This is a genomic window from Paenibacillus lacisediminis (assembly GCF_046567315.2).
In genome coordinates, this window is record NZ_JBKIAX020000028.1 from 1 (window position 1) to 11,703 (window position 11,703).

General features: G+C 52.8%; 10 protein-coding genes. 4 read left to right on the forward strand and 6 right to left on the reverse strand.

The genetic code is table 11. The features are described 5' to 3' along the window. The 5 genes from ACLD72_RS30675 to ACLD72_RS30695 all read right to left on the reverse strand — a co-directional run. On the reverse strand, positions 1–543 hold a 543-nt coding region (locus tag ACLD72_RS30675; protein ID WP_458476492.1), incomplete at its 3' end, for a transposase. 524 nt (positions 544–1,067) lie between these two features. After that, on the reverse strand, positions 1,068–2,738 hold the full coding sequence (locus tag ACLD72_RS30680) for a glycerol-3-phosphate dehydrogenase/oxidase (protein WP_411003841.1): 1,671 nt from the start codon (positions 2,736–2,738) through the stop codon (positions 1,068–1,070). 157 nt (positions 2,739–2,895) lie between these two features. Continuing rightward, on the reverse strand, positions 2,896–4,386 hold the full coding sequence (glpK, locus tag ACLD72_RS30685; protein WP_411003838.1) for a glycerol kinase GlpK: 1,491 nt from the start codon (positions 4,384–4,386) through the stop codon (positions 2,896–2,898). Positions 4,387–4,621: 235 nt separating this feature from the next. Continuing rightward, a complete protein-coding gene (locus ACLD72_RS30690) occupies positions 4,622–5,434 on the reverse strand; it encodes an MIP/aquaporin family protein (protein ID WP_411003837.1) in 813 nt (270 codons plus the stop codon). Positions 5,435–5,603: 169 nt separating this feature from the next. Beyond that, positions 5,604–6,164 carry a glycerol-3-phosphate responsive antiterminator gene (locus tag ACLD72_RS30695; protein WP_411003836.1) on the reverse strand — a complete coding sequence of 187 codons (561 nt, stop codon included), beginning with the start codon at positions 6,162–6,164 and terminating at the stop codon, positions 5,604–5,606. 247 nt (positions 6,165–6,411) lie between these two features. Between ACLD72_RS30695 and ACLD72_RS30700 the strand changes: the two genes are divergently transcribed. The 3 genes from ACLD72_RS30700 to ACLD72_RS30710 all read left to right on the forward strand — a co-directional run bounded on the left by ACLD72_RS30700 (position 6,412) and on the right by ACLD72_RS30710 (position 9,378). Next, the gene (locus tag ACLD72_RS30700; RefSeq protein ID WP_411003835.1) at positions 6,412–7,092 is read left to right on the forward strand and encodes a response regulator transcription factor; all 681 of its coding nucleotides are present in this window, start codon (positions 6,412–6,414) and stop codon (positions 7,090–7,092) included. A gap of 71 nt (positions 7,093–7,163) precedes the next feature. After that, positions 7,164–8,849, forward strand: coding sequence for a sensor histidine kinase (locus ACLD72_RS30705; protein ID WP_458476493.1), 1,686 nt, complete (start codon positions 7,164–7,166; stop codon positions 8,847–8,849). Further along, positions 8,839–9,378, forward strand: coding sequence for a hypothetical protein (locus ACLD72_RS30710; RefSeq protein ID WP_458476494.1), 540 nt, complete (start codon positions 8,839–8,841; stop codon positions 9,376–9,378). The genes ACLD72_RS30705 and ACLD72_RS30710 overlap by 11 nt, the downstream gene beginning before the upstream one ends. A gap of 513 nt (positions 9,379–9,891) precedes the next feature. On the opposite strand, the gene ACLD72_RS30715 is transcribed toward ACLD72_RS30710, so the two are convergent. Then, positions 9,892–10,641, reverse strand: coding sequence for a suppressor of fused domain protein (locus tag ACLD72_RS30715; protein WP_411003832.1), 750 nt, complete (start codon positions 10,639–10,641; stop codon positions 9,892–9,894). Between the two features lie 589 nt (positions 10,642–11,230). Between ACLD72_RS30715 and ACLD72_RS30720 the strand changes: the two genes are divergently transcribed. Continuing rightward, entirely contained in the window at positions 11,231–11,701 is a 471-nt protein-coding gene (locus tag ACLD72_RS30720; RefSeq protein ID WP_458476495.1) for a hypothetical protein, read from the forward strand. The last annotated feature ends 2 nt before the right edge of the window (positions 11,702–11,703 follow it).

Here is an 11,703-nt window from a genome sequence, read left to right on the forward strand (position 1 = left end):
CGGCACCAGGCGGACTTTGACCTGCTCCGGCTCTCCCGACTCCGTGACCGTGCAGCCCGCTACGACCGCCGAGGCATACGGATGCGAAAGCTGACACCGGGACGGGTTACGCCCATACAGATCGCTGTTCACCTTCACGTCTCCGCTGAGCAGCTCCTGGGCATCGAACTCTCCGACGGCATGGCGTATTTTGTGCAGCATCAACCAGGCGGTTTTGTAGGTGACTCGGATCACCTGGCTCAGCCGCATCGCCGAGATGCCGCCCTCAAGCAGGAACAAATCCAGGGCCTCGAACCACTTGAGCAGGGGCAGATGCGTTCGTTCAAAAATCGTACCGACTAAGGCCGACGTTTGATGCTTGCACTTTCCGCACTCGAACAAGGGGATATGCCGGGAGGTCAAACGACTGCACCGGGTGTGAGCGCAGCGCGGACAGACGAAGCCGTTTGGCCACTTCATCGCGACCAGCGCCTCCATGCAGGCCTGCTCGCTGTTAAAACGGTTGCTGAATGATTGAAGTTCCGTTCCCGCATTGACCTTCATGTTCGCTCGCCCCCGAATCAATACATTTACGAACGTGCGTTCGATTTACTTTATTATATCAAACGTACGTTCTCTTTTCAAGCTGGAAATCCCACCTGAATCTCCCCATTTTTTCCTCATCTCTGTTTCCTCTCTCTTTTTTGGAACCCTTGCCTAGCCCCCACCTCCTGTTCCCTGAAAGAGAGGGATAATCGTGCAAAGGCGCAGAAGGCAGGAACACCAAGACACGAACCTGACACGGCCCTTTTAGACAGCCCCCCTAAAATGGCGTCGATTTGTGGCACTGCTAGAAACGGCTACGGCGCGCCACTAAATCATTAAAATAGCGCCCTTTTTTCCTTTATGTTGTCACCCGAGATCTTCAATAGACTAATTTGCCGTTTTCTCAAGTCTTCACTTGCCATCATGTTAACGTTATTTCCAGATTCGTCTACTAGTAGTTGACGACACATACGATAAGCTCTCCGAATTAGTGATGATTGCAAAAAAGTTCCCCAGCACGAACTCTTCACTACTACGCCGCTTTATTCCCTGCCATACTCCGGCTGCGGTTTGACCGCTTGATGCAGGGCGGTGTCCAGCTCTTGCGTATATGCATCGCGTTGTTCCGGGGTCCAGCCGAGGGCGGAGGACATAAATTCAATCACAGGCTGCTTCCATTCGCGCACCCACCGGATGTTGAAGAACAGCGCGCCCGTGCGGCGAATGAAGAAGTCCACCGGCTTGACGGTCATTTCTTCGTCTATGGCATACAGGAGCGGGACGAGCACTTCCGGCGGCAGTCCGCTTTGTTCCGCTGCTTCCGGCCGGCGCTCCGCGAGTTCGAAGATCCGGTCGACGTTGGAGCCGTACAGACGCGCCCAGCGATCGGCGAGCGCGGCATCCAAACCGCGGCGAACGCCTTCCTCGCTTTTTTGCCAAACAAACTGTGGAAATGCGTTGGAGCCGCCTACATGACCGCCGGAGATCGGCATGTTTTTCGTTTTCGCCGCTACGAACGCCACTCCTTCCTCCTGGCTTAATAGCCGCATGACCAGATCGACGATCGTTTCGGCCATTTTGCGGTATCCGGTAAGCTTGCCGCCCGCAATCGTAATCAATCCCGACGGAGATTGCCAGATTTCATCCCGGCGGGAAATTTCGGAGGCGTTTTTCCCCTCCTCATAAATGAGCGGCCGCACGCCAGCCCAACTGGATTCGATGTCCGCCTCGGCAACCCGAATCGTCGGAAACATGTAGCGAATCGCCGCCATAATATAATCACGGTCTTCCTTTGTCATGACCGGCTGAACAGGGTCGGCCTTGTAGAACGTATCCGTCGTGCCCACATACGTCTTGCCGTCGCGCGGGATGGCGAAGACCATCCGGCTGTCCGGTGTATCGAAGTAAATCGCTTGCTTCAAGGGAAACTTCGACTGATCGATGACCAGATGGACCCCTTTGGACAATTGGAGGTGTTTCCCGGTCTTGGACCCGTCTTTGTCGCGAAGCTCGTCGACCCATGGGCCCGCGGCGTTGATGATTTTCTTTGCCCGGAACTCATACGCCGAGCCGTCCAATTGATCGACCGCGCGCACGCCGGCGACCTTGTTGTTTTCATATAAAAAAGATTCGACTTTCATGTAATTCATGGCCTTTGCACCGTAGCGAACGGCTTCTTTCATGACTTCAATCGTCAAGCGGGCGTCATCCGTCCGGTATTCCACATAATAACCACCGCCCAGCAGCCCCTCCTGTTTCAGCAGCGGCTCGCGAGCCAGCGTCTCCTGCCGCGGCAGCATCCGGCGCCGTTCACTGCGCTTGACTCCGGCCAGGAAGTCGTAAACGCGCAGGCCGATGCCCGTGCTGAATTTGCCGAACGTGCCGCCGCGATGCAGGGGGAGCAGCATCCATTCCGGCGTTGTCACATGCGGGCCGTTCTCGTAAACGATGGCGCGTTCTTTGCCGACCTCGGACACCGTTTTGATATCAAATTGCTTCAGGTAGCGAAGCCCGCCATGCACCAGCTTGGTTGAGCGGCTGGAGGTGCCTGCGGCAAAGTCCTGCATTTCGAACAGCGCCGTATGCAACCCCCGCGTCGTCGCATCCAGGGCGATGCCGGCCCCGGTAATTCCTCCGCCGATCACAATAATATCAAGCGGCTGTTGCCTCATGGCTTCCACCATCGCTTTGCGGTTTGCAGCGGAAAATGTCACTGTCATCCCAATAACCTCCCTCGTCATAAAACGACATAATAGAAGTAAAAAAACCGCAATAACACCTCAGCCCTGGGCAAAAGTGCAATTGCGGTTTCAAGCTTCTCCAACCGAATATAAATATTAACTTATTAAAAATTGTAGCATATTTTCGGCCTTATTTGAATACCTTTGTGGCCTCAATCGCTTTGCCCCAGCCGGCGTACAGTTCATTGCGCCGTGCTTCCGGCATCGTCGGCGTAAAGATGCGGTCGATGCTCCACTGCGCCGCAATCTCATCCCGGCTCTCCCAGTATCCGACAGCCAGACCGGCCAGATAAGCGGCGCCGAGCGCTGTCGTCTCATAGACTTGCGGGCATTCCACCGGCACGCCGAGCATATCGCTCTGGAACTGCATCAGGAAATTGTTCTGCACCGCTCCGCCGTCCACGCGCAGTTTGGTAAGCTCAATCGAAGAGTCGGCCTCCATGGCGCTGAGCACGTCTTTGGACTGGTAAGCGAGCGATTCCAGAGTGGCGCGGATAAAATGTTCTTTGGAAGTGCCGCGCGTCAGGCCGAAGATGGCTCCTTTCACTTCGCTGTCCCAATAGGGTGTCCCCAGTCCGACAAACGCCGGAACGACATACACGCCGTCGGTCGTATCCACTTTGCTTGCGTACAGCTCGCTGTCCTTCGACTCCTTAATCATGCGCAGGCCGTCACGGAGCCATTGGATCGCGGAGCCCGCCACGAAAACGCTGCCCTCGAGCGCGTATTCGACTTTGCCGTCGATGCCCCAGGCGATCGTTGTCAGCAGACCATGCGAAGATTGAACGGGCTGTTCGCCGGTATTCATCAGCATGAAGCATCCGGTGCCATAGGTGTTCTTGGCCATGCCTTCTTTGAAGCAAGCTTGCCCGAACAAGGCGGCCTGCTGGTCGCCGGCGGCGCCGGCAATCGGAACTTCCTCGCCGAAGAAATGGTAATTGACCGTCTTGCCATAAATTTCGGAAGAGGAACGCACTTCGGGCAGCATCTGCTTCGGAATCGTCAGCAGCTCCAACAGCTCATCATCCCATTTTAATTCGTAAATATTGTACATGAGCGTGCGCGAAGCGTTGCTGTAGTCGGTAACGTGCACCTCGCCTCCGGTCAGCTTCCAGATCAGCCACGTATCGATCGTGCCGAACAGCAGCTCGCCGTTCTCCGCTCTCTCCCGGGCTCCCGGAACATGATCCAGAATCCATTTAACCTTTGTACCGGAAAAATAAGAATCGATCAGCAGCCCTGTTTTGGAGCGGAACAATTCGCCATGACCTGCGGCTTGCAGCTCGTCGCAAATGGATTTCGTCTGTCTGGATTGCCACACGATCGCATTGTAGACCGGGCGGCCGGATTCCTTATCCCATACGACCACCGTCTCGCGTTGGTTCGTAATGCCGATGCCGGCGATTTGGCCCGGCTTTACGCCGGATTCGATCAGGCAAGTCGCGATGACGGCGAGCACCGTTCCCCAGATTTCCAGGGCATTATGCTCTACCCAACCCGGCTCGGGGAAAATTTGCGTGAACTCCTTCTGAGCGACGTGGACGATTTGGCCCGCTTTGTTGAATAAAATGGCTCTGGAGCTCGTTGTACCTTGATCAAGCGACAAAATATATTTTTCCATGTGAAGTTCCCCCTTTAATTGCGTGTTCAAAAAGTCAGGTTTTCAGCACCGAGAAGGTTGGATGAAGCAAGGGACTGAGGAGCGTAGCGTACGATTTGGGTACGTGAGCACCGGAAGGCCCGGCTGAATTCAAGATTCGATGTCGATTTCGCTTCTTGACCTGCTTCGTGATCAAAAGATGACTTTTTGAACAACCTCTTTAAAAATTTGAGTATGATCGAGCAGATGATGACGCCTACATTGATACGCTGTATTTGGTGCTTTTGCCGGAGAAAATGTATGCGATACCGATGATGACGACCGCGATGCCCACGACGACCCAAATGGCCGGGTCCGGTTGGCCCAAAAACACGTTTTTGTAAAACAACGCCCCCAGCGCCCCGCCCAGCAGCGGCCCTACGACAGGAATCCAGGCGTACTTCCAGTTAGATCCACCTTTGCCCGCGATCGGCAGCAGCGCATGCGCAATTCTCGGCCCCAAGTCGCGCGCCGGATTGATTGCATACCCGGTCGTTCCGCCCAGCGACAAGCCGATGCTGACGATGAGAAAACCGACGATCAGCGGGTTCAATCCATCCGTAAACTTGTTGGCGCCGATGGCCAAAATCCCGAGCACCAGGATGAACGTCCCGATCATTTCGCTCATCAAGTTGGAGAAAGGATGGTACACGGCCGGACCTGTTGCGAATACGCCCAACTTGGTGCCCGGGTCTTCCGTCGCCTTCCAATGCGGCAAATAATGCAGGTACACGATGACGGCCCCGAGGATAGCCCCGAGCATTTGCGCCGCGATATACAAGGGGACGTCGGTCCAGGGGAAATTCCCGATCAGCGCCAGGCCCAAAGTGAGCGCCGGATTGAGGTGGGCGCCGCTGATCGAACCTACCGCATACGCCGCCATCGCGACCGCCAGCCCCCATCCCATCGCAATGACGATCCAACCCGAATTTGCCGCAAAAGATTTTTTCAGCGATACGCCCGCACATACGCCTCCGCCCAGTGTAATCAGTATCATGGTCCCAATCAACTCTCCCCAAAACGCTGACATGAAAACCCCTCCCAATGATTGTGAATGTTCAGAGAACACAAAAAGACCTACATCAAGTGTGCCCCAAACCACCCATGCTGGAATGAGGGCACGTTCAATGTAGATCTCCAAGTCTCCGTAACATTATTAACTTGATTCAAATTTTATTTAAAATTGTAAACGTTGTCAATCACTTTTTTTCAAATTCCCGCCACAAATTTTTGTTTGAGGTGGTCACCGCTTCGGCGCCCGCTTGCAGAGCCAGTTCTACATCCTCTCTTGAAGTGATGAATCCGCCCGCCAGGATCGGCAGGTTCGTTCTGTCTTTCACCTTGCGGATCACGCTCGGCATGCCGCCGGGCAAAACTTCGATGACATCCGGCTGCGTGTTCTCCAGCAGCTTGCAGCTCTTCTCCAAGGCGCTGTTGTCGATCAAGAAGATGCGCTGTACGGCGACGACGCCTTTTTGCTTCGCCTTTTGAATGACGCTGGACTTGGTGGACAATATCCCGTACGGCCGGTACTCCTGGCAAAGATACTCGGTCGCGTGCCCGTCGCTCTGCAGGCCTTGAATCAGGTCCATGTGCAAAAACAACTTCTTGTTCGCTTGATGCACCATGCCGCAGGCGTGCTTGAGCTGGGCGATATGGACATCCAGCAGCACCAGATACTCATACGATGATGCCACGGCCTTCTCCAAATCTTTCATCTGCCGCGACGCAGGTAAAATTCGCTGTTCAAAGAAATTCATATATCAGGCCCCTTTACATCCCATGATAAGTGCGTTTTTATTCCTATGCAAGCACAGGCCCTTGTTGACCCGACAGTTTTCTAGTGTACATTATTAATAGGACACACGAAGGACACAGGATTGCTCTAGACTGCTGTTTGAGGGCAGTCGGAGGTGAAAGCGTACATGAACGAGCATGCATTTCAAGACGATTAGGAAAGGGCTTTGGGAGGATGGCGGTAATTAAGCATACGGGGTGTGTACGGCGATGAAACGAAGGATTCTGCTAGTCGAAGACGATGCGCTGATGCGTGAATTTATAACGGACTATTTTATAAGAGAGCAGTGGGAAGTATACGAGGCAAGCAATGGAAAGATCGCCCTTAATACGTTTGAGCAGACATCCGTTGACTTGGTAGTCCTGGACATTATGATGCCGGAGCTGGACGGATGGGCGGTATGCAGGAGCATCCGCAAGAAGTCGGACGTACCGATCATTATGATTACGGCCAAGTCCGAAGACGATGATCAAATTATGGGCTACGAGCTCGGCGCCGATGAGTATGTCGTAAAGCCCTTCAGCCCCAGGGTATTGGTCGCCCGAGCGGTCGCGTTAATGAAAAGAACGGAAGGAACCGTAGGGCGCGAAGGGGAATTGCTTGTTTATGGCGATTTAACGGTTAACAGAATTGCGCATACGGTAACGGTGACGGGAACTCCGGTCAACCTGTCTCCGAAAGAATATGACTTGCTGCTTTTTCTTATAAAGCACTATGGCAAGGTGCTGTCGCGGGAGTATATTTTGGATGCGGTATGGGGGTACGATTACTTGGGAGATGTACGAACGGTAGATACCCATATCAAAAAACTGCGAGCCAAGCTCGGAGACGAGGGCCGCTATATTGGCACCGTCATCCGTTCCGGCTATAAGTTCGAGATGGTACCTTGAGAAGGAATAGCGTAGTATATAAGCTTTTTGTTGTCACGTCGCTGTTGATTCTCATTATTTTTTCCCTGGTTATGCTCGCGGAGAGTTTGTATTTCGAACGGTTTTACCGGACGTCCAAAATTGGCGCGCTGGAACGGAACATGAAACAACTCGCGCAGCAAATCAATGAGACGCCATTCAAAGAACAGCGTGCAGCACGGCTGCTCGGCGCTTTTATGAACGATAACGATGCCAGCGCCTTCTTCCTGAACGGGAATTTTGAAAGAAAGGCCGTAAATCCTTATTTCCTGGAGCTGCTGACTTCCGGTGCAACCGTCACGGTGCCCATTACGCCGGAAGGCATGACGTTAGAAGACATTCCGTACGGCATTCAAGTCGGGGACCGAATCGTCGTTGACGGGATTTTCATGGATGAAGAAGACACCATTATGCAGCCTGTATACATTCGGCGGAAAGATGCCGTTTTGGAGGATGGCTTGGTTCGCGTACAAGGGAAAGTAACGGATGTGCTGCTTCCCGAGAACCGGTCGTACAATCCGCTATACCAGGACACCCTGGCGGACGAAGCGCTGAAGGAATGGGCGCCGGATGCGGAGCAAAACAGCGCACTCCTGCAGGAAGGACGCAGCGTCCGCAAGGAATGGAGAGATCAATGGAGCGGTCTCGGCTACGCGGTGATCATTCAGCCGCTACCGGTTGACGGAAGCGGGATCCGGTATTTATTCGTCATGGCTTCCTTGCAGCCGGTTGGAGAAGCCGTGGGCATTCTCCGGCAATATTTCGTTTATGCTGCGCCGGTCATCCTTGTTCTTGTGCTGCTGCTGTCGTTTTTTTATTCGCGAATCATCTCCCGACCGTTAGTTGCGCTAAGCCGCTCGGCAGCTCGTCTTGCCGATCTGGATTTTACCGCGCAGCCGGAAATCCGGGCAAAGGATGAATTCGGGGAGCTGTCCCGCAGTCTGACCGCATTATCCCGTAATCTGGACGCTACGTTAAAGCAGCTGACCACGGCGAACGAGCAGCTGCGGAAGGATATGAACGAGAAGGAGCGTTCCGAACAGCTTCGGAAAGAGCTGATCGCGAATCTCTCCCATGAATTGAAAACGCCGCTAGGTATCGTGAAAGGCTTTGCGGAAGGGCTGCAGGACGGCGTGGCCAGCGACAAGCGGGAACGTTACCTTGCCCTCATCGTCAAGGAAACGGACCGGATGAACGATCTCATCATGGATATGCTGGAACTGTCCAAATACGAAGCCAAGGCCATACGCTTGCATCCAAGGAGCGTAACCCTTCCTCGCCTGATTCAAAAGGCGGCCGATTCGTTTACCCGGCAGTTGGAGAACAAGCATCTCCAAATTAAGCTGGAAGGCTTGACAGGGGAAGAATTTTTCGTAGCGGCAGACCCCCGGCGGCTGGAGCAGGTCGTATTGAATTTGCTGAGCAACGCGATTCGGCATGCCGTGGAGCGCACCGTCATTACAATCGATATCCAGCGGACGGCTGTAGGGACAATAACCGTGGTCCTCGAAAATATCGGAGCGCCGCTGGCTGAGGAGGACTTGGGCCGGATCTGGGATCACTTCTACCGGGCGGAGCGTTCCAGGGATCGCCTTCATGGCGGAACGGGGCTGGGGCTTGCCATCGTCAAGCATATATTGGAGCTCCATAATAGCGAGTATGGGGCAAGAAATACGCATCAGGGCGTCGCGTTTTATTTTACCCTGAAGGAAAACGGAGGATATTATGATGAAGAATAATAACAAACGAATCTATCTTGTACCAGCGCTGTTCGTTCTGCTGCTGATACTTGCGTCCGCATGCGGCAATCAACCGGGCGCCGGGTCGAACCCTAACGCCGCCAACGAGAAGCCCGCGGTATCCGAGTCCGGCACACAAGCCGGTAACGCTGCCCCACAGGCCGAAAACACTGCCCCGCAGGCCGAGAATGCAGCCGGCCCGGAAGAGAAAATATTAATCGTCATCGACCAGATGCCCAAACCGATCGAAGGGAACAGCTTTGATTTCATCGTGAAGCAATTGCCGGAAGGATACATGTTGAAGGACATGAAGTGGGTTTCGGATCAAAACGAGATCACCAATACGTACGAAGAAGCGATCGAACATGGCCAGACCGGGGAGGACGGGTTCTACATTAGCGGCAACGGCCAGTTTTCCGGCTTCTTTTATCCGGATTCGCTGAAGGACGAGAAAGGCCGGGTCATCTTTACATTCGCGAATGATGAGAACAACGAGTTGACCTGGGAAAAAGAGATCACGTTGAAGTAAGGGGGAAAAGCGGCACGAAGGTGAGAATTCCCGCTTTGTAATGAGGACCGGGAGCGTAATATGCACATTATAGAATTTATAAAATATCGGGCATGGTAGAGGGCGATGCGCAGGTAGAGGGTGGAGGAGAAGAGGAATCTGAGGGCTAAGGGACACCAGAGCCGTTATTTGAGGAAAAACGGAGGATTGCAAAATGTAACGAACACGGAAGCCCTTATTTACCTCAAATCGGCTGGGTGAACCGATTTAGAGCGAAATAGGGCCGCCTGTGTCCGTTAGCCTGGGAAATACCCGGGAAATGGGCGGATAAGGTCGCTGGTGTCCGTTAGAGCAGCGTCCACTGGATGTAGACTACCGATTGGAAAGGGCCGAGGTACTCGACGCTGCGTTTATGAAAGAAGGGGAAGGTTACTCAAAGAACAGAAGAGGGAATGGGAAACCCATCCCTCCAATCGCTCCAAAGTAGAAGTCAGAGCCATTAAAGGACGCCATCAGGCGTTTTTCTTGCAGTCTTTATGCACAAGTATTTCTCCGTTTCGGGTTTAAAACAAGCACATCATTACCCAAATCAAACAGCTTCTCCATCAACGCGTCCATGCCATGCTCCAGTTTGTACTCCATCTCTTCTCTATAGAGCGGAATCAGGAAATACGTGTGAACCTTGTTTCCATCCTTGGTCGGAATGACGCTCAAATCCTCGTTAAGCTCATAAAGGACCACACCGTTTAGTCCGGTTCCGTCGGCATACGGCTCGTAATCCTGGTAGTTCGGAATCGTATGCCCGTAGCCCAGCCACGTGTTGTATTGATGCGGAAAACGCGCCAACTGCTTCATGAGGCGAATCGGCCAGTAGTTATTGTCATCTTTAAACGCCTGTTCGTTCAGTTCCCATGTGGCCGGGAGGAATATGATCAGCTCCGCCCGGTCGAAGTTGTCTTCAAGCTGCTCCAGCATTGACTCAGGCAGTGTCATCGGCAAGTCGCTCATCCCCGTCGTATACAAAATCCAAAACGGCTCCTGCTCAGTCGGCTCCATAATATTCACATCGATATGTACGATATCGGAGATAATTTCGTGAAACACGCTGCTGTTTCTGCCCGGAAATACGCGTTCGAAATGCTCGACGATTTCCTCCGTATACATCATTGGAGCCGGCGCCGTATAGCCGTTATCTTCTGTTACGTCATAGCTGTAAATCGTTGTGCCGTCCTTTGCCGTTTCTCCGTTGTTTTTACCGCCAAACCATTTTTTGAAAAAACTCATCTGTAACTCCCCTTAACTGATTCAAATAAACCCGTCGTGTCGGCAGGGAAACTCCCTATTTTTGGCATTAATAAAGCAATTGTATACAAATTTTAATACATAAAGGAATGAAAATGGAACAGTTTTAGAAAATTGCACCAAACCAAATCATTGATAACATGGTGTTACTCAAAAATTCACTCGCATTCACTTACTGCGGTTCCGCGAGGCGGTGGAGATTTGGAAGGAGGATCGGGAGCATAAGAAGGTGTTTTGATAATAACAAAATAGCGGAATTTTATGTCCTTATTTTCTTATGAATGGGGCGGAATGCCGGCATTTGCTAACGATTCGAGAGAATAACGACATAATTTTCCTCTATTTCCCCAAAATGGACGGATGCCGCCGGAATAGCGCCATTTTTTGGCCTTATGTTTTTGCTGGAGTCGTCTTTTTGTGTTGTGAAAATCAATGACAGCAGGACGTCCGCATTTACAGAAGATTAACACAGTGATGATATCGGGCTAATCCTTCGTTTGTAACATAAAAGCATGTGGTACCGTTCCCAGTGTGGGACCGATCCCATAATCTGACAAAAGGTGAAAACATGATGAACTTGCTGGATATACGAGGCTGCGCCACTCCTGAGGATTCCAAGACGCATGTGCGGATCCCGTTTGAGCTGGGCGAGGCTTGCGAGCGGTTGAACCTCCGGTTCGAGTACGCGCCGAAGGTGCTGGAAGATCGCGAGCGAGCGTTGGAGCTGCTTGCGCTAAGCTTTGAGCTGTACATTTTGCCGGATCGGAAGGAGCAAGCGGCCTTGCAGGCGGATAAATTTTTGCCGTTGAAAAATCTGATCACCCTCTCGCTCGATGATGGGCAAGGTTATCGGGGAGCGTGCCACCGCCACGATCCGGTGCAAGAGTTGTTTGTGTCCGAGGCTGCGGCTTCCCCCGGGTTGATGGCGGGGAGATTGGAAGCCGGCCCGTGGCGCGTGACGCTCAGCATGCATTGCATCGTAACGGATATATGCGATTACCGCCTGCAAATCTGGACTTCCGAAGAGGGGGCGCCGTCATGAAA